This window comes from Phenylobacterium sp. FG114 (genome assembly GCF_057809855.1).
Genome location: NZ_JBMDKU010000018.1, coordinates 36,297 through 60,133 on the forward strand (window position 1 = coordinate 36,297; position 23,837 = coordinate 60,133).

The 23,837-nt window shown below is 68.4% G+C and carries 18 protein-coding genes and 1 riboswitch; of the genes, 10 read left to right on the forward strand and 8 right to left on the reverse strand.

Going from position 1 to position 23,837, the window contains the following annotated elements:
• A complete protein-coding gene (locus ACODSY_RS23395) occupies window positions 1–2,286 on the reverse strand; it encodes a TonB-dependent receptor (protein WP_488954313.1) in 2,286 nt (761 codons plus the stop codon).
• A 227-nt stretch (window positions 2,287–2,513) separates the two neighbouring features.
• Here ACODSY_RS23395 and ACODSY_RS23400 point away from each other — a divergent pair, with 227 nt between their 5' ends.
• Both ACODSY_RS23400 and argS read left to right on the forward strand, forming a co-directional pair.
• A complete protein-coding gene (locus ACODSY_RS23400) occupies window positions 2,514–3,194 on the forward strand; it encodes a Tat pathway signal sequence domain protein (RefSeq protein ID WP_488954314.1) in 681 nt (226 codons plus the stop codon).
• The gene (argS, locus tag ACODSY_RS23405) at window positions 3,191–4,963 is read left to right on the forward strand and encodes an arginine--tRNA ligase (protein ID WP_488954315.1); all 1,773 of its coding nucleotides are present in this window, start codon (window positions 3,191–3,193) and stop codon (window positions 4,961–4,963) included. Before ACODSY_RS23400 ends, argS begins: the two co-directional genes overlap by 4 nt.
• Window positions 4,964–5,054: 91 nt before the next feature.
• Here argS and ACODSY_RS23410 read toward each other — a convergent pair whose 3' ends face one another.
• The 3 genes from ACODSY_RS23410 to ACODSY_RS23420 form a co-directional block, all read right to left on the reverse strand.
• Window positions 5,055–7,523: a TonB-dependent receptor domain-containing protein gene (locus ACODSY_RS23410; protein ID WP_488954316.1), complete on the reverse strand. Its 2,469-nt coding sequence runs from the start codon at window positions 7,521–7,523 to the stop codon at window positions 5,055–5,057.
• A 541-nt stretch (window positions 7,524–8,064) separates the two neighbouring features.
• Entirely contained in the window at window positions 8,065–10,554 is a 2,490-nt protein-coding gene (locus ACODSY_RS23415) for a TonB-dependent receptor (protein ID WP_488954317.1), read from the reverse strand.
• A 307-nt stretch (window positions 10,555–10,861) separates the two neighbouring features.
• Window positions 10,862–12,712 carry a methyl-accepting chemotaxis protein gene (locus ACODSY_RS23420; protein ID WP_488954318.1) on the reverse strand — a complete coding sequence of 617 codons (1,851 nt, stop codon included), beginning with the start codon at window positions 12,710–12,712 and terminating at the stop codon, window positions 10,862–10,864.
• A gap of 361 nt (window positions 12,713–13,073) precedes the next feature.
• On the opposite strand from ACODSY_RS23420, the gene ACODSY_RS23425 reads away from it, so the two are divergent.
• Entirely contained in the window at window positions 13,074–14,165 is a 1,092-nt protein-coding gene (locus tag ACODSY_RS23425; protein ID WP_488954319.1) for a DUF2332 domain-containing protein, read from the forward strand.
• Here the strand turns inward: ACODSY_RS23425 and ACODSY_RS23430 are convergent.
• Window positions 14,084–15,043 (reverse strand): alpha/beta fold hydrolase, encoded by a 960-nt coding sequence (locus tag ACODSY_RS23430; RefSeq protein WP_488954320.1) that lies wholly within the window; start codon window positions 15,041–15,043, stop codon window positions 14,084–14,086. The two genes, ACODSY_RS23425 and ACODSY_RS23430, sit on opposite strands and share 82 nt — an antisense overlap.
• A 100-nt stretch (window positions 15,044–15,143) precedes the next feature.
• Between ACODSY_RS23430 and ACODSY_RS23435 the strand changes: the two genes are divergently transcribed.
• Complete coding sequence (locus ACODSY_RS23435; protein ID WP_488954321.1) at window positions 15,144–15,377, forward strand: helix-turn-helix domain-containing protein; 234 nt, start codon at window positions 15,144–15,146, stop codon at window positions 15,375–15,377.
• Between the two features lie 451 nt (window positions 15,378–15,828).
• On the forward strand, window positions 15,829–16,209 hold the full coding sequence (locus ACODSY_RS23440; protein ID WP_488954322.1) for a VOC family protein: 381 nt from the start codon (window positions 15,829–15,831) through the stop codon (window positions 16,207–16,209).
• 7 nt (window positions 16,210–16,216) lie between these two features.
• On the opposite strand, the gene ACODSY_RS23445 is transcribed toward ACODSY_RS23440, so the two are convergent.
• Window positions 16,217–16,930, reverse strand: a complete 714-nt coding sequence (locus tag ACODSY_RS23445) for a hypothetical protein (RefSeq protein ID WP_488954323.1) — start codon at window positions 16,928–16,930, stop codon at window positions 16,217–16,219.
• Between the two features lie 85 nt (window positions 16,931–17,015).
• Here ACODSY_RS23445 and ACODSY_RS23450 point away from each other — a divergent pair, with 85 nt between their 5' ends.
• Together ACODSY_RS23450 and ACODSY_RS23455 are read left to right on the forward strand one after the other, a co-directional pair.
• Window positions 17,016–17,498, forward strand: coding sequence for a GNAT family N-acetyltransferase (locus tag ACODSY_RS23450; protein ID WP_488954324.1), 483 nt, complete (start codon window positions 17,016–17,018; stop codon window positions 17,496–17,498).
• A gap of 73 nt (window positions 17,499–17,571) precedes the next feature.
• Entirely contained in the window at window positions 17,572–17,895 is a 324-nt protein-coding gene (locus ACODSY_RS23455) for a YciI family protein (RefSeq protein WP_488954325.1), read from the forward strand.
• Window positions 17,896–17,900: 5 nt separating this feature from the next.
• On the opposite strand, the gene ACODSY_RS23460 is transcribed toward ACODSY_RS23455, so the two are convergent.
• Together ACODSY_RS23460 and ACODSY_RS23465 are read right to left on the reverse strand one after the other, a co-directional pair.
• On the reverse strand, window positions 17,901–18,728 hold the full coding sequence (locus ACODSY_RS23460; protein WP_488954326.1) for a terminase small subunit-like protein: 828 nt from the start codon (window positions 18,726–18,728) through the stop codon (window positions 17,901–17,903).
• Window positions 18,729–19,606: 878 nt separating this feature from the next.
• The gene (locus ACODSY_RS23465) at window positions 19,607–20,248 is read right to left on the reverse strand and encodes a hypothetical protein (protein ID WP_488954327.1); all 642 of its coding nucleotides are present in this window, start codon (window positions 20,246–20,248) and stop codon (window positions 19,607–19,609) included.
• Window positions 20,249–20,420: 172 nt separating this feature from the next.
• Window positions 20,421–20,524, forward strand: a riboswitch (glycine riboswitch).
• 173 nt (window positions 20,525–20,697) lie between these two features.
• Here ACODSY_RS23465 and gcvT point away from each other — a divergent pair.
• The 3 genes from gcvT (at window position 20,698) to gcvPA (ending at window position 23,835) form a co-directional block, all read left to right on the forward strand.
• A complete protein-coding gene (gene gcvT / locus ACODSY_RS23470) occupies window positions 20,698–21,831 on the forward strand; it encodes a glycine cleavage system aminomethyltransferase GcvT (RefSeq protein ID WP_488954328.1) in 1,134 nt (377 codons plus the stop codon).
• 168 nt (window positions 21,832–21,999) lie between these two features.
• Window positions 22,000–22,365, forward strand: coding sequence for a glycine cleavage system protein GcvH (gcvH, locus tag ACODSY_RS23475; RefSeq protein WP_488954329.1), 366 nt, complete (start codon window positions 22,000–22,002; stop codon window positions 22,363–22,365).
• A 135-nt stretch (window positions 22,366–22,500) separates the two neighbouring features.
• Window positions 22,501–23,835: an aminomethyl-transferring glycine dehydrogenase subunit GcvPA gene (gene gcvPA, locus ACODSY_RS23480; RefSeq protein WP_488954330.1), complete on the forward strand. Its 1,335-nt coding sequence runs from the start codon at window positions 22,501–22,503 to the stop codon at window positions 23,833–23,835.
• Window positions 23,836–23,837 lie beyond the last annotated feature (2 nt).

The following is a 23,837-nucleotide window of genomic DNA, read 5'->3' on the forward strand; positions in this document are numbered from 1 at the left end:
CTAGAAGTCGTAGCCGACGCGGACGCCGACCGTGCGCGGCCGCTGCTCGGCGTACCGGCTGGCGATGAACGCCTCCGGGTGGACGTAGTTGATCTTGCGGCTGTTGAAGAGATTCTCGACGTAGACCGCCGCTGTCGCCTGCCCGAACGCCACCGCGAAGGTCGCGTTCACGTTGGTGTAGGCCTGGGTGTAGGCGTAGGTCGGCGCCAGCACGCCCGGCCGGCCCGGGATGTACGGGAACATCCCCGGGAACCTGCCCACCCGCGACACCACCGCCGAGACGTTGGCCCGGGCTTCCGGCGTCAGGTCGAAGCCGTAGTTGAAGAAGGCCGACCCCTGGAAGCGCGGCGACGCCAGCCGCACGCCCTCGCCGGCGCCCGAGATGGCGGCCTCCGTGGGGCTGAGCCTGGTCACCTCGGCTTCGTTGAACGCACCGTTGGCGCCCACCGAGAGCCCCTCCGCCGGCAGGGCGACGATCTCGAACTCCAGGCCGCGGCTCACCGCCTTGCCGATGTTGGTGGCGAACTGCACCGAGTCCGACGTGCGGTTGGCCTGGACCTGGATGTTCTCCCAGTCGATCCAGTAGGCGGCCAGGTTGGTGGTCAGTCGGCCGTTCAGCCAGCGGCCCTTCAGGCCGATCTCGTAGTTGGTCAGGTCGTCGGAATCGGCGCCCGCCGGGATGATGATGTCCGCGGGATTCACCACGCTGGCGCGGCCGGCGAAGCCGTTCACCACCGGAGTGCGGAAGCCGGTCGAGACCGTGGCGTAGGTCGTGATCGCCGAGGTCGGCTTGTAGGACAGGCTGATCTTCCAGGACGGCCCGGTCTCCTTGGCCTTCACACCCCTGGCCGGAGCCACCGGGACGATCGTCAGCGCGCCCCGGAAGCCCGGCGTCAGCGCCGCCGTCAGGTAGTTGCTGTTGTACCCGCCCTCTGTGATCGTCTGCGCCTGGAAGCCGCCGTAGCGCAGGCCGCCGGTCGCCCAGAACTTTTCCGAGAACCGGTAGGTCACCTCGCCGAACCCGGCGAGCTCCCGCGAATTCGTGTGGTTGCCGAAGCGCTGGTAGTACTCGTCCGGCAGCCCCGTGAAGCCGCGGAACGCCAGGTAGTCGGCGCGCGAGCGGTAGTTGTAGTCCACGTCGATCCGGCGATCGAGGTAGAAGCCGCCGACCACCCAGTCCCACTTCCCGCCGGGATCCGAAGCCAGCCGCGCCTCCTGCACGAAGGTGTCCTGGTAGGCGTCCGCGTCCAGGGCGAAGGCGATGTTGAACGCCCCTGGGGGCGTCGGGCTGTTCGGCGCGATGAAGGTGCCGGCGAGGTCGACGTAGAACTTCTGGTTGAACTTCGAATAGGTCGTCGAGCTCGTGAGCTGGGCGCCGTCGAACTGGTGCTCGATCGTGGCGTTGTAGCTGGTCAGCCACCCCTGGAAGAGGTCGGGCCGGTCGGACGCGCGCTTGTCGTGGCCCAGCGCCGGGCTGATCGTCGAGCTGTCGCGCGGCTTGCTGATTTCGCGCGACGCCAGCAGCTTCACGCTCGTCCGGTCCCTAGGCGCCCACAACAGCTGGACCCGCCCGCCCCAGGCGTCGAGGTCGTTCGAGTTCTTCCGGTTCGCCAGGCCGACGTTGTCGATGTAGCCCTCTTCGTTCCGGTAGAAGCCCGTCGCGCGCACCGCCAGCTTGTCGGTCACCAGCGGGACGTTGATCATCCCGTTGTAGCGCTGGCGCAGCGAGTCCCCGCCGATCAGGCCCATGTCGACCAGCACCGAGGCGTCGAAGTCGTTCAGATCGGGCTTCCTGGTCAGGATGCGCAGCGCCCCCGAGAGCGAACCCGAGCCGAACAGCGTCCCCTGCGGTCCGCGCAGGAACTCCACCCGCTCCACGTCGTACAGGTTGGGGTCCAGCACCGTGGTGTTGCCGATGGTCGAGATCGGCAGCTCGTCGATATAGACGGCCACCGTGCTCTGCAGGTTGGCGCCATAACCATTCGTGGCGATGCCGCGGGCGGTGAAGTTGTTGAAGTTGGCGCTGGGGCGGTTCAGCACGACCCCCGGGGTCTCCTGCGCCAGCCCCTCGTAGCCCACGATCCCCTTGGCGGTCAGCGTCTCCTGGGAATAGGCCGTCACGCTGAGCGGCACGTCCTGCAGCCGCTCGCTGCGCCGCGTGGAGGTGACGATCACCTCGCCCACGTCGGTCGCCTTGGCCCGCTCCGCGGCCGCGGTCTGGGCCGCCGCCGGCTGTGCGGTGACGAGGATCGCAGCGCACGCCGATCCGAACAGAAGCGCCTTCATCTTCCTTCCTCCCCATGTCGGCCGGTCGTTCTCGCCGGCCCTATGAGCCGGACCATGGGGCGCGTTCTTGGGCGAGTCAATATTCACTCACTTGCGTGTGAACATTCATATTCAGGCCGCCACGCGCGCCGGACCGCGGGCCGCGTTGCAGCCGCAATCCTCAGGCTGTACTTAGCCCGATGATCCCGCGAACCCCTCGCGGCCCTTCTTTCCGAGACGCTTGCTTCATGCGCCGCCAGATGCTCCTCGCCGCCGCCGTCATGGCCGCCCTCACCGCCGTCCCGGCGATGTCCTATGCCCAGGGCCGCCGCGACCCCGAGGCCGACCAGCGCAAGCAGCAGGAAGAGGCGGCGAAGAAGCGCAAGCAGCGCGAGGAGTGGGGCGACAACCAGGCTCCGCTGCAGGCCCTGCGCAACGCCGGCCCCTGCCCGTTCGTGAAGTCCCTCTACGACGCGGCCCGCTACGTCGAGTTCAAGGACAACCGCGAGGCCTCGGCCAACGTCGCCTGGTCGGGCGAGGTCCAGGGCATCTCGGCCGGCTGCTCCTACAAGGACGACCAGCCGATCCAGGTGACCATGGAGATCCTGTTCGAGATGGGCAAAGGCCCGCAGGCCGACGGTCGCTCCAAGACTTACCGCTACTGGGTCGCCGTGACCGACCGCAACCGCTCGGTCCTGGCCAAGCAGACCTTCGACATCCCGGTGACCTTCCCCGAGGGTGAGGACCGGGTCTACGTCACCGAGAATATCGGCAGCATCACCATCCCGCGCGCCTCGATCTCCACCTCGGGCTCGAACTTCGAGGTGCTGGTGGGCTTCGACGTGACGCCGCAGATGGCCGCCTTCAACCGCGAGGGCAAGCGCTTCCGCCTGAACGTCGGCCAGGCGAGCAACACGCCCAACCCATGAGCGATTTGAGATCGGTCCTGGGCGAGGCGGTGGAAGCCGCCTTCGCCGCCGTTGGCGCGCCTCCCGAACTGGGCCGCGTCACCCCCTCCGACCGCCCCGACCTCGCCGACTTCCAGTCGAACGGCGCCTTGGCCGCCGCCAAGCGGCTGGGCAAGAACCCGCGCGAGATCGCCTCGGCCGTGGTCGAGAAGCTGCAGGGCGACGGACGCCTCGCGTCGGTCGAGATCGCCGGCCCGGGCTTCATCAACCTCAAGGTCGCCGACGCCGCGCTGTCCGACCGCGCCAACGCCATCGCCGTCGAGGCCCGCGCCGGCGCCGAGCTGGTGCAGCAGCCGCGCAAGGTCATCGTCGACTACGGCGGCCCCAACGTCGCCAAGCCGATGCACGTGGGCCACCTGCGCGCCTCGATCATCGGCGAGGCCATCAAGCGCATCTACCGCTTCCGCGGCGACACCGTCGTCGGCGACGCCCACTTCGGCGACTGGGGCTACCAGATGGGCCTGCTGATCGGGGCCGTCATGGACGAGCACCCCGACATCGCCGCCGAGATCGAGACGATCTCCGACAAGGACGCCGCGATCCCCGCGTCCTTCCAGAAGATCACCCTGGCCGACCTCGACCGCCTCTACCCCAAGGCCGCGGCCAAGGGGAAAGAAGACCCCGCCTATCGCGACCGCGCCCGCAAGCTCACCGCCGACCTCCAGGCGCACAAGCCCGGCTGTTACGTCCTCTGGCGCCAGTTCCGCGCCGTGACGCAGGTGGCGCTCGAGCGCGACTTCCACGCGCTGGGCGTCGACTTCGACTGGTGGAAGGGCGAGAGCGACGCCGACCCGCTGATCGAAGGCATGGTCGCCGAACTCGACGGCCTGGGCCTGCTGGTGGACGACCAGGGCGCGCGGATCATCCGCGTCGCCAAGGAGGGCGACAAGCGCGAGTTGCCGCCCCTGCTGGTGGTCTCGTCCGAGGGCTCGGCGATGTACGGCACCACCGACCTCGCCACCATCCTGGACCGCAAGCGCGAGTTTGGGCCCGACCTCGTGATCTACTGCGTGGACCAGCGCCAGGCCGACCACTTCGAGATCGTCTTCCGCGCCGCCTATCTCGCCGGCTACGCCGCCGAGGGCCAGCTCGAGCACATCGGCTTCGGCACCATGAACGGCGCCGACGGCAAGCCCTTCAAGACGCGCGAGGGCGGCGTCCTCAAGCTCAACGACCTCATCGAGATGACCCGCGGCAAGGCCCGCGAGCGCCTGCACGAGGCCGGCCTCGGCGAGAACATGACGGCCGACGAGTTCGAGGACATCGCCGGCAAGGTGGCCGTCGCCGCGCTCAAGTTCGCCGACCTGCAGAACTTCCGCGGCACCAGCTACGTCTTCGACCTCGACCGCTTCACCAGCTTCGAGGGCAAGACCGGCCCCTACCTGCTCTACCAGGCCGTCCGGGTGAAGAGCCTGCTCCGCCGCGCGGAAGCCGAGGGCGCCGCGCCCGGGCCCGTCACCGTGGCCGAACCCGCCGAGCGCGACCTGGTCCTCACCCTGGACGCCTTCGACGCGGCGCTGACCGAGGCCTACGACAAGAAGGCGCCGAACGCCCTGGCCGAGCACGCCTACCGCCTCAGCCAGGCTTTCTCGAAGTTCTACGCCGCCTGCCCGATCATGCTGTCCGAGCCCGCGGTGAAGGCCTCGCGCCTCACCCTGGCCGCCGCCACCCTGCGCCAGCTCGAACTGGCGCTGGATCTGCTGGGCATCGCCACACCCGACCGCATGTGACGCCGTCCCTCCTCTGGAGGGCGGCCCAACGACAAACACCCCGCCGGCCTTTCGGCCGACGGGGCGTTCGCCGTGGGGGTCTCGAAGTCGCTTAGAAGGTGTAACGCAGGGTCGCCGAGGCGGTCCGGCCCAGGTAGGCGCGGCCCAGCACGACGCCGGTCGCCGGGATCGAGCCCTGCTCGGAGTCTGACAGCGCCAGCTTGTTGAACAGGTTGTTGACGTTGAGCATCAGCTGCACGTTCTCGGTCGGACGAACCTGCACGAAGGCGTTCACCAGGGTGTAGGCCGGCAGCTTCAGCAGGTTGGAGTCCTGGGCGTAGCTGCTGGTGGTGCCGATCACGTTCACGCCGACCGTGCCGTACTTCAGGTCGACCTGCGGAGTGACCGCATAGATGAAGTCGGCTTGGTGGCGCGGGGTGTTGCCGATCAGCGCGGCGTTGGCGGCGTCGCTGGAGATCTTGGCGTCGGTGTAGGTGGCGCCGGCGGTCACGCTGAACGGACCCTTGCGCACACCCGCCTCGAGCTCCACGCCCTTGGCCTTGTAACCGCGCACGATGTTCAGCACCGAGGCGGAGCCATCGGCGCCGCTGACGATCTGGGTGTTGCGCTCACCGGTCCGGGCCGAGAAGCCCGTGACGTTGAAGGTCACGCCGTTCGCCCGGTACTTCAGGCCCAGTTCGGCCTGCTTGACGGTGTCGTAACCGCTGTCGTTATCCACCAGCTTGCCGGTGTTGTAGTTGACCGCCGGGGTGAACAGGATCTTGTCTGCCGAGGCGCGGCCGCCGCGGCTGTAACGACCGAAGACCGCCAGCTGTTCGGCGACGCGGTAGTTCACGCCGGCCGAGTAGCTCAGGTAGTGGTAGTTGTAGTCGACGCGACCCGGCTGGCCGAGCGGCAGGATCGCCACCTTGGTCTCGGCCGTGGAGATCACGCCGTTGTGGTTGACGTCGAACGACGTCGTGCCCACGCGGCCACCACCCAGTTCGGCGCCGTAGAGGGTGCCCCTCACCTTGCCCATGTCGTAGCGGAGGCTGCCGCCCACCGCGATCTTGCCGACGTGGTAGTTGATCGAGGCGTACGGCGCGTCGACGCCGTAGTTCATGTCGTATTCGCGGTGGAAGGAGCCGCCCAGGCCGTAGGCCAGGTAGCCGTCCTGGGTGAACGGCGCGCCGGCGGCCGTGGTGACGTTGATCAGCGAGGATTGGCCGTCGCCGGCGACGCTGGCCAGGACGTTCAGGAACGACAGATTGGTCGCGTAGTCCTGCGACGACTTGTAGAAGCCGACGGTGGTGGTCAGGTCACCGCCGCCGACGTCCCACACGCGGCTGGCGCGGATGTCGTTGGTGACGTTGTCCAGGCTGTTGACCTTGGTGTCGAGCTGCAGCGACGAGGTGAGCAGGCCGTTGCCGTTCAGGGCCGACGGGGTGGCGATCGGCTGCCCGGCCAGCGGACCGGTGGCGTAGCTGAGCCGGCCGCCGGCGCCGCCGTAGGTGGTGGCCAGCGTGGCCGCCTGGTTCACCGCGATCGGACGGATGGTCAGGTTGCTGCCGCCGACGTCGGCGAAGCGGAACTTCTCGCTGATAGTCCAGCCATTCACGTCGAACTGGGCGTCCAGGCCGACCGACTTGACGACGGCGTGCAGGCCGCTGCGCACGTCGTCCTGGCTGAGGTTGTTGTCGCCGTCGAGCGTCAGGACGTTGCTGTTGTAAGGCGACAGCAGCGAGTCGGTCTTCACATTGAAGTTGGCCGGGCTGCTGAACTTTGGGTCGGCGTTCGTGCCGGTCACGCGGATCGGAACGAACTGGTACGCGGGCGTGTGATCGTTCAGGTACTTGCCGTAGATGCGCACATAGCCGTTGTCGAAGGTCTTGGTGACGTTGGCCTTGAACTGGCCGCCCTTGAACGCCGTGTAGCCGACGTCGCGCGGGCCTTCGCCCTCACGGTAGAAGCCGCCGATGTGCATGCGCAGCGTGTCGCTGATCTTGTAGCCGTAGTCGCCGTCGACGCGCTTTTCGCCATAGTTCAGGCCGTAGGTCGCCTGGACCGCGCCGCCTTCGGTGTCGCCGTTCTTGGAGATCAGGTTGATCACGCCGCCCGGCGAATTCGACGCGAAGGTCGAGGCCGAACCGCCGCGGATCGTCTCGATCGCCGAGAGGTTCAGGTCGGCCCGCATGAACATGTCGGCGCCCAGCTGATACATGTCGCCGAATTCGAGGACCGGCAGGCCGTCTTCCTGCAGCTGCACGTACTTCGAGCCGGTGCCGGACAGCGGCAGGCCGCGGATCGAGTAGTTGGCGTTGCCCTCGCCGGTCGCATATTCGGCGCGGATGCCGGGGATGTTGCGCAGCACTTCACCCAACGAGCGGGCGCCCAGCACCTCGATCTCGGACTCGCGCAGCGCGCTGGTCGAGGTGGCGCTGTCGAGGCGATCGCGGCCCTTCGCCACGCCGGTCGAGAAGACGGCTTCGCCGGTGGTCTTGGCGGCGTCCTTGGTCTCGGCGTGCGCCGGCGTGACCAGCAGGAGGGGCGCGATCGCCGCCGACAGATAGAGGTGCTTCATGGGTAACTCCGTTCATCCCCCGATGTTCTTCGAGTTGCCCGTGAGATGCGGCCATGATTGTAGAAATCAGGTAAATTCTGCGCCGAACGGCGTGTTCTAGCCTGCGACATTTTGACAAGACGCATTCGAGTTCCCGCACCTCGCCATACGACACAGTATGAATGGATCGAAGACTGGAGGTCTCAACTTGGCATAACGTGATATGCGATAGGTATGCACCAGTGAGATTTACTTGCTTTGCAGCATACCTTTGGTCTGTTTGCGCAAGCTACGTTCACGCCCGACCCGTTGCTTTTGATACCTTCGCGCGAGCCGGCTCAGGCCAATCTTGGTGTCCGCGAGCGCGGGTCGTTTCGTCGATGTTGTTTTGCGCGCGTCGGAGCACCCGTCCCGGCAAACAAAAGCCCCGCCGGTCCTGCGACCGACGGGGCTCTGCCGTTTGGGGCATAAGGGGATCCGCCCGGGACGGCGGCGGCGGGCGCCGCGACCTGCTCTCGCCGGGGGCTGCGGCCGGGACGCGAACGTTCCGGCCGCCTCCGATTTAGAACGTGTAGCGCAGGGTCGCCGAGGCGGTCCGGCCCAGGTAGGCGCGGCCCGAAACCACGCCGCTGGCCGGGATGGTGGCCTGTTCGGAGTCGGACAGGGCCAGCTTGTTGAACAGGTTGTTGACGTTGAGCATCACCTGGACGTTCTCGGTCGGACGAACCTGCACGAAGGCGTTCACCAGCGTATAGGCCGGCAGCTTCAGCTGGTTGGTGTCCTGCGCGAAGCTGCTCGTCGTGCCGATCACGTTGACGCCGACGGTCGCGTACTTCAGCTCCACCTGCGGGGTCACAGAGTAGATGAAGTCGGCCTGGTGGCGCGGCTTGTTGCCGATGAACTCCGGATGGGTCGCATCGCTGGAGATCTTGGCGTCCGTGTAGGTGGCGCCGGCGGTGACGCTGAACGGCCCCTTGCGGACGGCGGCTTCCAGTTCCACACCCTTGGCCTTGTAGCCGCGGATGATGTTTTCGACCTGGATCGAGCCGTCGGCCTTGCTGTTGACCTGCACGTTCTGCTCGCCGGTCCGCGCCGAGAAGGCGGTGACGTTGAAGGTCACGCCCGACACCCGGTACTTCAGACCCAGCTCGGCCTGCTTGACGGTGTCGTAGGCGCTGTCCTTGTCGACCAGCTTGCCGGTGGCGTAGTTGACCGCCGGCGTGAACAGGATCTTGTCCGCCGAGGCGCGGCCGCCGCGGCTGTAGCGACCGAACACCGCCAGCTGTTCGGCGACGCGGTAGTTCACGCCGGCCGAGTAGCTCAGGTAGTTGTAGTCGTAGTCGACGCGGCCGGGCTGGCCGAGCGGCAGGTTCGCGACGTTGCTTTCCGCCAGCGTGATCACGCCGTCGCCGTTCATGTCGCGCGGAGCCACGCCCACGCGGCCGCCGCCGAGCTCGGCGCCGTACAGGGTGCCCTTCACATTGCCCATGTCGTAGCGGAGGCTGCCGCCCACCGCGATCTTGCCGACGTGGTAGTTGATCGAGGCGTACGGCGCGTCGACGCCGTAGTTCATGTCGTACGAGCGGTGGTAGAGCGCGCCGCCGATGCCATAGGACAGCAGGCCGTCTTGGGTCACCGGGACGCCGCCGGCCGTGCGGATGTTGATCAGCGAGGCCTGGCCGTCGCCGTTGACGTCGGTCAGGGCGTTCAGGAACGACCAGAACGTGTCGTAGTCCTGTGACGACTTGTAGAAGCCGACGGTGGTGGTCAGGTCGCCGCCGCCGATCTCCCACACGCGGCTGGCGCGGATGTCGTTGGTGACGTTGTCCAGGCTGTTGGCGTCGGTCTTGATCAGCACCGTCGACGTCATCAGGCCGTTGCCGTTCAGGGCCGCCGCGCTCGGGATCGTCTGACCCACCCGCGGGCCGGTCGCGAAGCTGAGCGTGCCACCCGGGCCGCCGTAGGCGAACGCCAGGCCGGCCGCCGGGGCGATGGCGATCGGACGGACCTGCAGGTTGCCGCCAGAGATCTTCGAGATGCGGAACTTCTCGCTGATGGTCCAGCCGCTGACGTCGAACTGCGTGTCGAGGCCGATCGAGGCGACCTTGGCGCGCTGGCCTTCACGGATGTCGTCGCGGACCAGGTTGTTGTCGCCGTCCAGCGTGACGATGTTGCTGGTGAAGGGCGACAGCAGCGAGTCGGTCTTCAGGTTGAAGCTGGCCGGGCTGCTGAACTTCGGGTCCGCGTTGGTGCCGGTCACCCGGACCGGAACGAACTGGTAGGACGGCGTGCGGTCGTCCATCAGCTTGGCGTAGACGCGGATGTAGCCGTTCTCGAGCGTCTTGGTGACGTTGGCTTTGATCTGGCCGCCCTTGTAGGCGGTGAAGCCGACGTCACGCGGGCCTTCGCCCTCGCGGTAGAAGCCGCCGATGTGCATACGCAGCGTGTCGCTGATCTTATAGCTGTAGTCGCCGTCCACGCGCTTCTCGCCGTAGTTCAGGCCATAGGTCGCCTGGACCGCGCCGCCTTCGGTGTCGCCGTTCTTGGAGATCAGGTTGATCACGCCGCCCGGCGAGTTCGACGCGAAGGTCGAGGCCGAACCGCCGCGGATGGTTTCGATCTGCGCGAGGTTCAGGTCCGAGCGCATGAACATGTCGGAGGTGAACTGCGAGAGGTCGCCGAATTCGAGGACCGGCAGGCCGTCTTCCTGCAGCTGCACGTACTTCGAGCCGGTGCCGGACAGCGGCAGGCCGCGGATCGAGTAGTTGGCGTTGCCCTCGCCGCCCGCGTACTCGGCGCGGATCCCGGGGATGTTGCGCAGCACTTCGCCCAGCGAGCGCGCGCCGTAGGTTTCGATTTCGGAGGCGCGGAGGGCGCTGGTGGACGTGGCGCTGTCGAGGCGGTCACGGCCTTTGGCCACGCCGGTCGAGAACACCGCCTCGCCGTGCGCCTTGGCGCCGGCGGTCTGGACGGCTTCGTCGGCAGCCTGAGCAGTCGCCGGCATGATCAGCAGAAGGGGCGCGATCGCCGCCGACACGTACAGAAACTTCATTCGAATCCCCAGTTCCAATTCTAGAATAATGATTTTTCGTGGACGGTAATGACGCTATCACTGTAACTTATGGGTAAATTCAGATGCCCCATTGCGCAGTATAGACTGCGACATTTTGTACATTCATCTGCGACATATTGCGCACGAAGAGACAGCGCCGCGAACTTTCGCAGCGTCGACAGTCGATGTTGCACTTGAAGACTTATCGACACCCGACGGCCGTCGCCGAGCCCGGCATCAACGGCGCCTGAGCGGGCCTAGGCGGGCCGCGCGGATCGCTCCGTCGCCGCCCGCATCCCGGCCGCCGTCACCCGACCGCGGCCATCAAGGTGGCCGTCCGGCCGTGCCCGCGCGCCGCAGCGCGATCCATGCCGTGATCCGTCGCCGACGGCGCGCTCAGCTCGCCCTCCGAGCGCAGCCGGAAGCGGGCGACCAGGGTGGTGAGTTCGTCGGCCTGGGTCGCCAGGCTGCGAGCCGCGGCCGTCGCCTCGTTGACCATCGCCGCGTTCTGCTGGGTCATCCGGTCCATGCTGGTGACGGCGCTGCTCACCTGCTTCAGATTCTCGGCCTGCGTTTCGGTGTTCTGCGCGATCTCGTTGATGAGGTCGTTGGTGTCGCCGATCTTCGCACCGATGAGCGTGAGCATCTCTCCGGTGTGTCCGACGCGGCCCACACCGCTGGCGACCTGCTCCGACGACGTGTGGATCAGGGCCTTGATGTCCCGCGCGGCGTCGGCGGATCGCTGAGCCAGCGCGCGAACTTCAGACGCCACCACGGCGAACCCCTTGCCGGCGTCGCCCGCTCGCGCCGCCTCGACCCCGGCGTTCAAGGCCAGCAGGTTGGTCTGGAAGGTGATGCTGTCGATCAGGTTGATGATCTGGCTGATCTCTTCCGAGCTGGTCTGGATCGCGTCCATCGCCGAGATCGCCTCGGTCACGATGGCGCCGCCTTCCGCCGCGTTTCCGTTCGCGACCTCGATCGCGGTCCTGGCGTCAGCGGCGCGTTGCGCGGTTTCGCTCACCATGACGGTCACCTGCTGGGTAGCGGCCGTGGTCTCCTCAAGGCTCGCGGCCTGCTGCTCCGTCCGGCGCGAAAGATCCTCGGAGGCCGCATAGATCTCGGCCGCGCCCGAATGCACGCTCCGCGCGGAACGGGCCACGCCCGAGATGCTTTGCTCGAGGCCTTCGACGGCGCTGTTGAAAGATTGGCGCAGACGCTCGTACTCGGGCTCGAAAGGCGTCGTGATGGCATGTGTCAGGTCGCCGGAGGCGAGCGCGGCCAGCGCCGTGTCCAGGGTCTCTACCACTCGCCGCTGGGCGGCCTCGGCGCCGATTTTCGCCCGGTCGGCCTCGGCCTTCGCCCGCTCGGCCTCCGCCTTGGCCCGGTCGGCCTCGGCCTTGGCCAGGGCGGCGTCGCGGAAGACCAGCACCGCGCGGGCCATGTCGCCCAATTCATCGGGGCGGTCGGCGTCGACGGCGATGTCGTTGTCGCCCTCAGCAAGTTGGCTCATCGCCTGGGTAAGGGTCGTGATCGGGCGCGCGATCGAGCGGCTCAGCATTCGCGAAAGGGTCATGGCGATCGCGATCAGGGCGATCCCGCCGATGACCAGCGCGGCGATCGCGGTGATGATCGCGGCCTGCTGGCGCTTCCCGTTCTCGGCGATATGCTTCGCCTCGGCGTTGCGGACGTCGCGGAGCGGTAGCACCGCGGCGCTGACCAGGACCTTGCTGCCGGCGTCACGGACCTCCTGCTGCGCCTCGTCGCGGCGACCGGCGCGCACGACTTCGATCAGCCGGTCGCCCCAATCCTTCCGCCAGGCGAGCGTCGCGGCGCGAGACGTCTCGATGCTCTTCTGCATGGCGGGATCGGTGAGCGTCGACGTCAGCTTTTGCGAAACCTGATCGTATTCGTCACGGCCCTCGTAGTACGACTTGAGGTAGCTCTTGTCGCCGGTGACAAGATAGCCGCGGAGCTGGCTGTTCTGCCGGAGAATAGCGGTCTCGAGCGCCAGAGCGTCCGCATGAATCGCCTGGCTTCGGTTGTTGTTTTCCGTAGTGGCGCGGATCATCAGAATGGTCGCCAGAAACACGACCATCATGACGGCAGCCGACACGCATATAAAAACGAACGACAGGCTGAGTTTCTTCGGGATGTTCATTTCGTTCCACTACCAACTTACCGGCCGTCTTCGCGGCCTCTGCGCTCATCGAATCCTTCGGCGAACATCTCGGCGGACAACGAGAATTCCCCGCCTTGACATTGGCGGTCACAGCTAGAGAACAGTCATTTCCCGGGCATTAATGACGATTTCCGCACGCTACTTTTGCGCTGCGACATAAAGTCCCGCGGAAGATCGGGGGCAATTTAGACCACCTTAAGGGAGGTCGCCCTTGAGTGTCTGACGCCTGCAGGCGGGACTAAATCAAAAAGCAAGATGTGTGCGTCACCTCGACGCCAGTAGTGCGAACTAGTTTGTCCCAAGCTGTGTGGGACGCGTTGCTCGTTTGGATTGTAACTTCATGAAGATGCTCGCGACGACTGGCGCCCGGCACGCATTTGTGCGCCAGGCCGAAAACTGCCGGTCGGCGGGCTCGGCCTTCGTTGCGGCCGTGCTCGAGGCGGTCGATCGCCAGCTCTCATTCGCCCCGCTGAGCAGCCAGCTGGTCCAGGGTTGGACGGGTGACCCCGCGGCCGCCGCTATCGCGCTGCGCGTCAACGGCGCCCTGCATGCGCTGGCCCGCCGCGGCAGCCCCAAGCACCTCGCCGACCTCTACAGTGGCGAGCACGACGACTTCGATGGCGCCATCGCCGAGGCCCTGGCGCAGGAGGACCAGTTCATCGCGGACTGGATCCGCTATCCGACCCAGACCAACGAGGTGGCCCGGGGCGCGGCGGTCATGTCCGCCCTGATGGCGGTCGCGGCTGAGCGGCCGATGCCCTTTCAGATCCTGGAGCTCGGGTCGAGCTGCGGCCTCAACCTCAATCTCGCGCGCTATTCATACAAGCTCGGCGCGGTGTCCGCGGGCGATCCCTCGTCCCCGGTGCGCATCGAGCCGCAGTGGCGTGGCGCCGACCCGCCCGTGGCGCCGGTGTCCATCGCCTCGGCGCAGGGCGTCGATCTGAATCCGCTCAGTGCGCTCGATCCGGCGCATCGCGAGCGGCTGCTGTCGTTCACCTGGGCCGACCAGCCCTCACGGTCGCGTCGGCTGGAGGCGGCGCTCGCGGTCGCCATCGCCCATCCGCCCAAGGTGCACCGCGGCGACGCCAAGCTGTGGCTGACCCAGCGACTGGCCGAGCGCCAGCCGGAGGAGGTCTGCCGCGCCGTCGTCCATACGATGTTCCTGCAGTACCTGAGCGACCGCGACCGGCAGGAGATCGCCGCGATGATGGCCGCCGCCGGCGCCGGCGCGACCGAGGATCGCCCGCTGATCGAGATCGGGTTGGAGTGGACAGCCGATCGCCGCGAAGTCCAGCTGCGCTTCACCCGCTGGCCGGATGGCGAAAGCGCCGTGCTGGCGACCTGCCATCCCTATGGGGACTGGGTCTCCTGGCGGGGCTGGTCCGCCGCCTTCAGTACGAACGCCACGCCTGCCGCCGCCCGCTCGGCGTAGGTCATCCCCAGCATGGTCGTGTGGCTGGCCTTGTCGAGGTTCTCGATCAGGCCAGCGCGCGCGGCCTTGGCCGGCGCCTGGCGCACCTCGTTCCAGGCCTGCATCCGCGCCGAGGGCGGGCCGGCGGTGATCACCGCCACCGGCCATTCCGGGCGATAGTCGCCGGCCGCCTCGGCCTGCTGGGCCGCCGCCCGCCACTGCAGCACTTCGGCATAGGCCGAGCGGCTCTGCCGCGCCGAGATGAAGCCGCGCCGCTTCTCCGCCTTGCCGGCCGGCGGCAGGCCGATGCGGTCGCCCCACCAGTACAGCGGCGCCTTCAGCGGCCCGGCCACCGCGCCCAGCCGCGCCAGGTCCGTCATCCGGTCGATGAACATGTCCGCGCCCGGCAGGCCGATCATCTGCGGCGTCACCGCGTCCAGCAGCACCACGCCCACCACCTTGTCCGGGTTCCGCAGCGCATATTGCCGCACATACAGCCCGGCCATGGAATGGCCCATCAGCACGAACGGCCCGGTCTCGCCCGACTTGGCGATCAGTTTCTCCAGGTCGCCCACGATGGCGTCGCCGTCCCGCGGCTCGGGGCCGGGATCGGAATACCCCATGCCCGCCCGGTCGTAGGCGCACGATCGCAGCCCCTGGGCGCTGAGCGTCTGCTGGATGGCGGCGAAATCGGCCGCCCCGCTGAACGCGCCCGCCTCCATCCACACCACCGGCCGCGCGGACTTCGGCCCCTCGCACACCAGCCGCAGCTTGCGCCCGCCGATATCGACCAGCTCGCCGCGCGGCTTGCCGCTTCGCCCGATCGCCTCGGCGGCGACGGCGACGGTGGCCCAGGCGGCGGCCAGGCCCAGGACGGCGAGGAGGATCAGGCGCAGCATGCGGCCATACCTAGGGACTCGGCGGCGGCAAGGCCACGCATGTTCATCCCCTGGTCAGGCATCCGCGCCTATTTCCTCGCGGGTTCCTGGACTTGCCGACGTGACCAACGAGATCATCACCCGTGAAATCGGCCGCAGGCTCGCGGAGCGGCGGCGCGACCTGGATCTCTCGCTCGCCGACGTGGCCGCGCGCTGCGGCGTCAGCCTGCAGCAGATCCACAAGTACGAGCGCGGCCAGAGCACCGTCTCGGCGCCGATGCTGTATCGCCTGGCCCACTGCCTCGACGTGCCGGTGAGCTGGTTCTTCGCCGGGCTCAAGGCCGAGGACGCATAAGGAAACCCCCGATCCGGGGCTGACGGACCGGGGGCTCTTGGGGCTGTGACGGGCTGGATAACCTCACCGTCGACGAGAAAACTTCAACTGAGGCGAGAAGGTTGCAGCGCGCCGCAGGTTTTTCTCAAGCCCTGGCGCCCGCCCGCCTCGAACCCCCAAGATCCATACATCGAGAATCGTGGAACCGACCCGCCCGGCGCGCATTGTGAAGCTGCGGCTTTCACTGGCCACCCGACAATGGCGATTGCCGGCCGCCGAGCTCCCGTCCCGTCCCTCGCGGCGGGAGCTCGTTTGTGTTCCAGGGCCTTGCAACCCACACCATCGGGCGCGCCGCCGAAGGGCTGTTCGACGTCGGCAGCGCCCGGGGAGCCTCCAGCCAACGTCACCGAACTGGAGGCTCCCGCTCCCCTGCGTCAGCCGGTTATGGTCCCCGCTTTCGGGAGGAATGACCATGTTCTCGCACATCATGATCGGCACCAACGACCTCGACCGCGCCAAGGGCTTCTACGACGCCCTGCTGGGCACGCTGGGCGTCCCGCCGGCCCATGTCGACGGCCACCGCATCTTCTATCTCACCCCCACGGGCGTCTTCGCGGTGTCGAAGCCGATCAACGGCGAGCCGGCCACCTTCGCCAACGGCGGCACCATCGGCTTCGCCTGCCAGTCGCCGGAACAGGCCAAGGCCTGGCACGAGGCCGGCGTCGCGGCCGGCGGCCAGACGTGCGAGGAGCCCCCGGGCGTCCGCGAGGGCAGCGTCGGCAAGATGTACCTCGCCTACCTCCGCGATCCCGACGGCAACAAGCTGTGCGCCATGCACCGCCTCCCGGCGTAGGTCGCGGCTACTCCTGGCGCGGGAGGCTGAACATCTCCCGCTCCACCCGCCGCACGTCGGCGGCCTGCACGGTCCGCTCCAGCGGTTTCGCCAGGCCGCCGCCGGTAGTGACGTAGCGGTGCGGGATCAGCACCGAGCCCGCCCGCCTGTAGTCGCTCATCTCCACCGTGAACGGCCGCGCCCCGCGCGCGTCGACCATCCGGCCCGGCAGCCCGGTCCTGCGGTCGAACCACACCTCGCGCGGCTCGCCGCCGTTCGGGTGAATCCGCACCACGTCGAAGCTGCGTCCCGCCGCGGTCCGCGCGCCCAGGTGGGCGGCGCGCACGTCGAAGCGGCTGGGGAAGAAATAGCCGTAGCCGGCGAAATAGGCCTCCGACAGGGCCTGGGCCATCGTCGGCGCCGGCGCCTTCGCGCGGTCGAAGCCGTTCGGCAGCAGGCTCCACGCGCCATACCCGTTGAACCCGCGCACCAGCCGCCCCCCGCCCGGTGTGTCGGTCTCGGTGCGCAGGCCGAAGCGCAGCAGGTCGACCCAGCGCTCATAGCGCTGCCCGTCCTCCACGCCCGTCTCGTGCAGGCCCGCCAACTTGTTCCACACCGGCCCGCCTGCGGCTTTGCGCGCCCGCTCCAGCACGCCCGGCACGCCCGGTCCGAATTCCGCCGCCGCGGCCGGGAATGCCGCCGCGCCCGCCAGGCCGCCCAACAGTTCGCGTCTCGTACCCATCGCCCCGACCCAACCCACCAAGCATGTCCACAATGCGGCTGCGCGGCCGTTGCCCTCGCCGCCCGCGCCTGATCCCCTGCCTCGCGTGAGTCCGGCCGTCCACATAGCCCCCGCCGCATCGCCCGCCGATTTCGCCGCCGTCGGCGTCCTCCTGCGGGCCTATGCCGAGGCCCTGCCCATCGACCTGGGGTACCAGGGCTTCGAGGCCGAGATCGCCGACCTGCCGGGCAGATACGCCCCGCCCGCGGGCGCCCTGCTGCTGGCCCGCGAGGCCCAGACCGGCCGCCCCATCGGCTGCGTCGCGCTCCGCCCCCTCGCCGAGCCGGGCGTCTGCGAGATGAAGCGCCTCTACGCCGCGCCCGAGGCCCGCGGCGCCGGCCTGGGCCGCGCCCTCGCCGAGGCCGTCATCGCCGCCGGCCGCGCCTGTGGCCACCGCGAGCTGCGCCTCGACACCCTGGCCTCGATGACCGCCGCCATCGCGCTCTACGAGCGCCTCGGCTTCCGCCGCATCGGCCCCTACTACGCGCCCACGCCCGAGGGCACGGTGTTCATGGCCCTGGCGCTCTAGCCATTTTCTAGGGAACAACTGATTGCAAACTGCAATTAGTTAGAGGGAGCCCATCCCCAACCCAGGAGTCCCCATGCCCCGCTTCCTCACCATCGGCTACGGCGACCGCGCCGGCTACGACCGCACGCCCCGGCCCGTCCGCGACGCCGCCCACGCCCAGGACGCCCGGCTGCAGTCGGAAGGCGCCCTGATCGGCATGGCCGGCCCGCCGGTCCAGGTCCGCAACCCCGACGCCGCCGGCCTCGACACCCGCGACGGCCCCTTCATGACCTCCGCCCTCCCCGTCGCCGGCTTCGCCGTCATCGAGGCCGCCGACCTGGCCGAGGCCATCGAGAAGGTCTCCACCGTCCCCTGCGCCGTCGCCCACGGCGTGGTCGAGGTCTGGCCGCTGAGCTAGCCCCCTCACCCGCCCGGCAGCCGCCCGTACCCCGCCGGCGGCCGCCAGCCGGGCGTGTCCTCGCGCTCCACCTTCCCGGTCTCGGGGTTGGGGCACCAGGACACCACCTTCCGCGCCCCCGTCTCCTTGTCCACCTCCACCTCGAAGTGCCGGAACAGGGTCTTCACCACCTTCGGCCCCGCCTCGGGCTCCACCGTCTTCAGGCGGAACACCCGCGGCGCCATCACGCCCACCAACCAGCGCAGGTGCCCCAGCTGCACGCCGGTCAGGTAGGCGGTCTCCGGCGTCGCCGCCAAGGCCATCTCCCAGCCGTCGTCCGCCGCCCGCTCGGCCCGCACACGCATGCCCAGCTGCACCTTGCTCTCGAAGTCCGGGATCCGCCGGCGCCAGTAGAAGATGGTCGACAGGCTGGGCATCGTCGGATCGGCCCCGATCCGCGTCAGGCTCTCCCCCTCGCACAGCCGTTCGAAGATCTCGTCCGCCACCTCCTCGCTGTAGGTGAACGCCGGCCCCCGCGTCCCCGCCGGCCGCCCGCCGGCCCGCCGCGCCTCCAAGAGCGCCGCCGCGAAATCCGGCTTCGCCTTCGCCCACTTCGAAACCGCCTCCGGCGTCGGCATGCCCCGCGTCCGGGCGATGTGATAGAGCAGCTCGCCCCGCGCCAGCCGCTTGCACAGCTTCACCGCCAGCTCCGGCGAATAGCGCACATAGGCCCGCCGCTTCTTCCCCTTCCCGCCGCCGCGCCCATGCGCGCTGCCACCGCCAGCGCCACCGCCCGCCTCAAACTGCGCGCAGCCCAAGGCCGCCGCAGGCGGACCCAAGTCCTCCTCAGCCATCGCACCGTCTCTCGATTGTCCCGGAAACCGCGCCGCCCAGCCCCGCCGCAAGGCGCGGGCGCAAGGATCAACGCTACCCGAACCCTCTCAGATTTGCGCGCGAATGTCAAGAACAAAAAAAGAACAAACAGCCTTCACCTCCCCTGTTGCGGCAGCAACGGCGGGAGGGGGACCGACCGCCGAGCCGCAGGCGAAGAGCGGTTGGTGGAGGGGGCGAGCCTCCTCAGCAGCGCTCAAGTCAGCCCGGTCGATCCACTGAGCGTGAGGCTCGCCCCCTCCACCCCGCGCTCTACGGCCGGCTCACGCCGCCCTCGGCGCGCGGTCCCCCTCCCGCCGCTTCGCGGGGGAGGTGAAAGCCGCGCCCACGCCCGTCCGCCAGGACGCACCTCACCCTGAAGGCCACGGTCAGCCCCTGCCGGCCTCTGGAGCTTGGTCAAGGATTGGGCGCGCCGCGCCCAACCGCTCCAGCGGCGGCGCACCAGCGCCGTCCTTGAGGAAGCGGAAGAGGCTGGCATGCTGCGGTGGGGCCGCCCTACGAAGCCGGACGGCGGTTTGTTCAAACGTGCGCTCAGATCCGGTTCACGGACAATCACCGCCAACGTAGCAGGCCGTGCCAAGCATCGCGTAGCAGCCGCTCGGGAGCGCAAGGAGGAGCATCGTCGCCAGCGCGGTCGGCTTCACCCAGGATGGCGGAGATGGTTTCAGGGCCCAAAGGAAAGTCAGCACAGCGCCGGCGAGGATACCAAGCGCCACCCAGTACATGGGGTCGCGGATCGCGAGGAGGGGGTGGGCCATCAAGCAAGTTGACCAAGGCTAAGCTCATTGTCCAGATGGCCTGCTGATCGGCTCACCCACGCGCGCCGACGGCATCCCGGGCATCACCGTCCAGCGGATGGGAAGGCACCTGCATCCAAAAGGCTGGCCAGTTTCGCCAGCATTGGCGTGCCCGCGTACTTCATGCCTTCCCAGGCGGAGTCCGTGTAAAGCAGCCCCGTCCGCATGAGAGCACCGAAGGTTCCGACGACCCAATCGGGTGGCTCGTTGTGGCCCGGTCCAGCGAGCTCGTGCCAAGCTAGGTCGTAGATATTCGCGACGATGTAGGCCTTCGTCGGTGGCTCATTGAGATCCGGCGGCGGTGCATACGCCTTCTGAGCTCGCAAGAGGGCCGCCAGCGCGCGCATCTCGTCGTAGGAAAGGTCGCGCACCATGCGCATCATAGCGCGCACCTCTTCTTCGGTGAGGCCATCCTCGGAAACGCCGTTGATGAGCAGCTCAGCCATAACCTCAAGGTTCAGCTGAGCCGCGCCGTCCTCCGCCGCCCGCAAAAAATCGAATACAAGTGCTGCAGCGCTGTCTTGCGCAATAAGGTGCGGCCGGCCACGGCGAATCCGTCGCCGCAGCGTTTCGCCCGCTTCCCGTAGACGGGCGCGGTGGATCGCTTGAGCGGTCTTGGAAAGCATGCTGAACGGCGTCGGATCTAGGTCGACCAGCTCACCCAGGATTGCTTCGAAGTCAGCCACATCGGCCCCTGAACTCGATTCGTGTTCGCAACTTGATCAGATTATAGATTGGGCGGGTGTGGAGCATGTCGCAGTATGCGCATTGCTCCAGCGATGCTCGCACTGCTGCGGCAGTGCTAACGCCGAGCCCACCCCCACCTTGACTCCCCCTCCCCCCTCCACCACAACCGCCCCAACTCTCGCGGGAGAGACTCCTCCATCGCCATCCGGCGCCGGAGGGGAGCCGAAGGCGCAACCGCCCCGGAAACGCTCAGGCAAAAGGACCGCGACGGGCTGATGAACGCTGGAAAGTTCCTCCCAAGCCCACGGGCCTAGAGGGGGCGCCGAAGGAGCAGAGGGCCGCCGCCCACCGGCGAACCCGAAATCTCTCAGGTCCAAAGGACAGCGGGGGCGCGCAGACGTCGGGACATCCGTCCCGCCGCGCGCCGGATCGTCAGCCGAGGTCACCCGTGTCGAACGCCGAGAATCTCAAGACCACCCCGCTCACCGACGCGCACATCGCGCTGGGCGCCCGCATGGTCCCCTTCGCCGGCTACACCATGCCCGTGCAGTACCCCATGGGCGTGATGCAGGAGCACCTCTGGACCCGCGAGCACGCCGGCCTGTTCGACGTCTCCCACATGGGCCAGGCCCGCCTGCGCGGCGTCTCCCCGCTCTCGGCCTTCGAGGAGGTGGTCCCCGGCGACTTCATCGGCCTGAAGCCCGGCAAGCAGAAGTATTCCGTCCTCCTGAACCCCAAGGGCGGCATCGTCGACGACCTGATGGCTGGCCGGCCCACCGCCCCGGACGGCAGCGTGACTGACGGCCTGTTCGTCATCGTCAACGGCGCCTGCAAGGACAACGACTTCAAGGTCATCGACGACGAGCTGGCCGGCCAGGTCCAGATCGAGCGCCTGGAGGACCGGGCGCTGATGGCGATCCAGGGCCCCGAGGCCGCGGCCGTGGTGCAGAAGCACGTCCCGGCCACGGCCGACATGGTGTTCATGGACATCCGCGCCATGCCCGGCTTCGGGACCGACATCATCATCTCCCGCTCGGGCTATACCGGCGAGGACGGCTACGAGATCTCGGTCCCGGCGTCCGAGGCGGTCCGCGTCTGGAACCTCCTCCTGGAGGACGAGCGGGTCCGTCCCATCGGCCTGGGCGCCCGCGACAGCCTGCGCCTGGAAGCCGGCCTGCCGCTCTACGGCCACGACCTGGACGAGACGGTCAGCCCGGTCGAGGCGGGGCTCACCTTCGCCGTCAACAAGAACCGCCGCGAACAGCGCGACTTCCCGGGCGCCGCGCGCATCGTCAAGGAACTGGCGGAAGGCGCTTCGCGCGCCAAGGTCTGCCTGCGCGTGCTGGAAGGCGCCCCGGCCCGCGAGGGCGCCGAGGTGGCCGACGAGGCCGGGACCGTCATCGGGGTGGTGACCTCCGGCGGCCACTCCCCGGTGCTGAAGGGCGGCATCGCGCTCGCCTTCGTGCCCCCCGCCTTCAAGGCCGTCGGCACGAAGCTCAAGGTCATCGTCCGCGGCAAGGCCCAATCCGCCGAAGTCGTCGCCAGCCCCTTCGTCCCCCACCGCTACGTGCGCAAGGGATGACCATGGCCACGCCCTACGCGCCGCAGGCGCACCCATTCAACCACCAAGACCACCAAGGGGCCGCGATAGTCCCGGCCGCTCGGGCGTCCCTCCGACTCCTTGGTGGTCTTGGTGGTCTTCGTGGTCATCTTAACGGCGCTGACGCGCCCGAGCTTTAGGAGACACACCATGCGCTTCACCAAGGATCACGAGTGGGTCGTCCTCGAGGGCGACGTGGCCACCATCGGCATCACCGCCCACGCCGCCGAGCAGCTGGGCGACGTGGTGTTCGTCGAGACGCCTGAGCCCGGCAAGACCGTGAAGGCCGGCGACGCCTTCGCGGTGGTCGAGAGCGTCAAGGCCGCTTCCGACGTCTACGCCCCCATCTCCGGCGAAGTGGTCGAGGGCAACAAGATCCTGGGCGACGCCCCGGAGACCGTGAACGCCGACCCCGAGAACGGCGGCTGGTTCGCCAAGGTCCGCGTCTCGGACCCGGCCCAGTACGAAGCCCTCATGGACCGCCCCGCCTACGAAGCCTTCCTGGCCACGCAGTAGGCGGCGCGCAGCGCCCGTAGTTCGAACCACGAAAGGCACGAAAACGCCGCCCCGGCCGTCGGGGACCCCTTTCGTGTTTTTCGTGTCTTTCGTGGTTCCAAAATGACAGCGCCTCCGGCGCACAGGACCAACCGCATGCGATATCTCCCCCTCACCCCCGACGACCGCGCCGAGATGCTGGGCGTGATCGGGGCGCCCGACGTCGACGCGCTGTTCGCCGACGTGCCCGCCGCCGCGCGGAAGAAGGACCTGTTCGACCTGCCGCTGCACGCGGGCGAGCTGGAGGTGGAGCGGGAGCTTTCGCAGCTATCGGCCATGAGCCGCCCGGCCGGCGCCGGGCCGTTCTTCTGCGGAGCCGGGGCCTACAAGCACCACGTGCCGGCCACGGTCGACCACATCATCCAGCGGTCGGAGTTCCTGACCAGCTACACGCCCTACCAGCCCGAGATCGCCCAGGGCACGCTGCAGGTGCTGTTCGAGTTCCAGACCCAGGTGGCCGCGCTCACCGGCATGGATGTGGCCAACGCCTCCATGTACGACGGCTCCACCGCCTGCGCCGAAGCCGTGATGATGGCCCAGCGGGTCAACCGCCGGGAGAAGGCCATCCTCTCCGGCGGCCTGCACCCGCACTACGCGGCCACCACCCAGACCATCGCCCACGCCGAGGGCATGGAGATCGTGCGCCTGAAGGCGGCGGTCGACGCGGAAGCCGCCGTCATCGACGCCATCGACGAGCACACCGCCTGCGTCGTGGTCCAGACCCCCAACGTCTTCGGCGTGGTCACCGACGTGACGAAGATCGCCGAGGCGGCCCACGCCAAGGGCGCCCTGTTGATCGTGGTCACGACCGAGGCCGTGTCGTTCGGCCTGCTGAAGACCCCCGGCGAGATGGGCGCCGACATCGCCGTGGCCGAGGGCCAGTCGATCGGCAACGCCCTCAACTACGGCGGCCCCTACGTCGGCCTGTTCGCGGTGCGCGAGAAGCTGGTGCGCAGCATGCCCGGCCGCCTCTGTGGCGAGACCGTCGACGCCGACGGCCGTCGCGGCTACGTCCTGACGCTCTCGACCCGCGAGCAGCACATCCGCCGCGAGAAGGCGACCTCGAACATCTGCACCAACTCGGGCCTCTGCGCGCTGGCCTTCACCATCCACATGACGCTCCTCGGCGGAACGGGGCTGGCGCAACTGGCCCGGATCAACCACGGCAAGGCGCGCGAGCTGAAGGCCGCGGTCGAGGGCGCCGGGCTGGAGGTGCTGACGCCCCGGTTCTTCAACGAGATCGCCGTGCGCGTGAAGGGCTCGGCCGCCGCGCTGGTCGACGACCTGGTGGACCAGGGCATCGTCGCCGGCGTCCCCTACTCGCGCCTCGACCCGCACGCCGGCCTGGACGACGTCCTGTTGCTCTGCGCCACCGAGACCACCACCTCCGACGACATCGCCGCGCTCGCCGCCGCCCTGAAGGCCGCCTGATC